The sequence below is a fragment of the Symbiopectobacterium sp. genome, assembly GCF_051710365.1.
Classification (GTDB): Bacteria; Pseudomonadota; Gammaproteobacteria; order Enterobacterales; family Enterobacteriaceae; genus Symbiopectobacterium.
Genome location: NZ_JBPETA010000357.1, coordinates 1 through 1,397 on the forward strand (window position 1 = coordinate 1; position 1,397 = coordinate 1,397).

At 55.2% G+C, this 1,397-nt stretch carries 4 protein-coding genes; all 4 read right to left on the reverse strand.

Translation table 11 applies throughout. From position 1 onward, the window contains the following. Nucleotides 1-217: 217 nt before the first annotated feature. From ACTBDZ_RS17825 to ACTBDZ_RS17840, 4 genes are read right to left on the reverse strand one after another with little or no spacing between them, the layout of a single operon-like run. On the reverse strand, nucleotides 218-454 hold the full coding sequence (locus ACTBDZ_RS17825) for an antiterminator Q family protein (protein WP_438816269.1): 237 nt from the start codon (nucleotides 452-454) through the stop codon (nucleotides 218-220). Then, complete coding sequence (locus tag ACTBDZ_RS17830; protein WP_438816270.1) at nucleotides 451-609, reverse strand: helix-turn-helix domain-containing protein; 159 nt, start codon at nucleotides 607-609, stop codon at nucleotides 451-453. The genes ACTBDZ_RS17825 and ACTBDZ_RS17830 overlap by 4 nt, the downstream gene beginning before the upstream one ends. Next, a complete protein-coding gene (locus ACTBDZ_RS17835) occupies nucleotides 606-968 on the reverse strand; it encodes a RusA family crossover junction endodeoxyribonuclease (RefSeq protein WP_438816271.1) in 363 nt (120 codons plus the stop codon). The genes ACTBDZ_RS17830 and ACTBDZ_RS17835 overlap by 4 nt, the downstream gene beginning before the upstream one ends. Then, nucleotides 965-1,255 (reverse strand): DUF1364 domain-containing protein, encoded by a 291-nt coding sequence (locus tag ACTBDZ_RS17840; protein ID WP_438816272.1) that lies wholly within the window; start codon nucleotides 1,253-1,255, stop codon nucleotides 965-967. Before ACTBDZ_RS17840 ends, ACTBDZ_RS17835 begins: the two co-directional genes overlap by 4 nt. Nucleotides 1,256-1,397 lie beyond the last annotated feature (142 nt).

The window sequence follows — 1,397 nt, forward strand, 5'->3', positions numbered from 1 at the left end:
TCGGATGTGATTACGCCGTTTTACGGGCATAAAAAAGCCGCATGGCTATCGGGTGCAGAAGACCGCTTATGTATTCAGTGCCTTCAGTATCCCGATAGCTGCTTGTGTTGTCAAGCTGCCTCCAAAAGTTCAGCCACACGGCCCGCAATGTAGGCTTCAGCCCTTTCGAGCACCTTGCTCACATAAGTACGATGGCGATATGGTTGCATAGCGTCACCTATCGCCCTGCACGACACCCTGCCCTGTAGTACGCCACCACGATATTGTAGCCCAGCGGGTCGAAGTGCTTGAGTCGCCCTACCGCCCGGTCAACTATCTCACCGTCGGCATCAGACAGCATGGGCCGGATATCACTGCTTGCCGTGGCGAGGGGCCATGCTGCCTTGTACTCGGTGCCAATGCGTGAGCCGCTCCAATTTCCCCATGCCGTCAACAGGTATAGAATATCTCTCATTTCACCCTCCCCCAGTTTTTACCGTTCCGGATGCTGTAGATATGCTGCTTGCTGGTCTCGAATTTCCTCGCCACCTCAGCCACCGGCATACCGGAGTCCAGCAGTGCCCGGATAAGCGGAATATCTTCCGCCGTGAGTTGCACTCGCTTTCTCATGCCACCTCCAACTCAGTGATGACGATATCCAGACTGCCCCCGCGTTCTTGCTGCCCGCGCCTTACCCTGAAATCGTCTATCTGTTCGTCGTCCAGCATGAAGCCCGCATGCGTGAGCGCATCGAAAACCGCCTTTTGCAGGTTGTCGAGGTCACGGCGTCGTTTGTCTGGAGCGTTGGCGATGATGGAAATTTTCAGTCTTGCGGGAGTGTTGATATCGAGGTGTTGCTGCTGGATTATCTGGGTGATTCTCTGTCGGTATTCTTTGCCTTTCTCGCTGATGTAGTGTCTCTGCCGTGCGTGGCGCCAGTAGGTGTTCAGCGATGGTGGCCACGGCAGTTTCAGGTGATATTCGGTCATCGCTTAATCTTCCCCTGCGCCAGTAAAATCGCCTGTGTGCGCATGACGCCTTCCAGATGATGCAGCCGGGCATGGTCGGCATCGGTGATACGCGTGCGGCGGTCGATTTCATCGTGACAGGCAGAACAGGCCCATGCGCCAAAAAGGTCGTCAGGCTTCATTCCTGTGCCGCAAATGCCCGACATTCGATAATGCGCCAGCACTACTGTTTCAGCGTTGCCGTTGCATATACCCGGGAGCCTGACCTGACACTCTCGATTTCTGGCTTCTTTTCCAAGATTCGCCATATCTACCCCCACATTCGGTTAATCAGCGCGTGTTTGCTTACCACGGTCATCCCTTTAGGGGTTGTGCGCCACGGTCGCCAGATGAACAACACGCTGCCCTTGCTGTTACCCGCCTTGCCTTTTTTGCCCGTTTCAGCGCTGA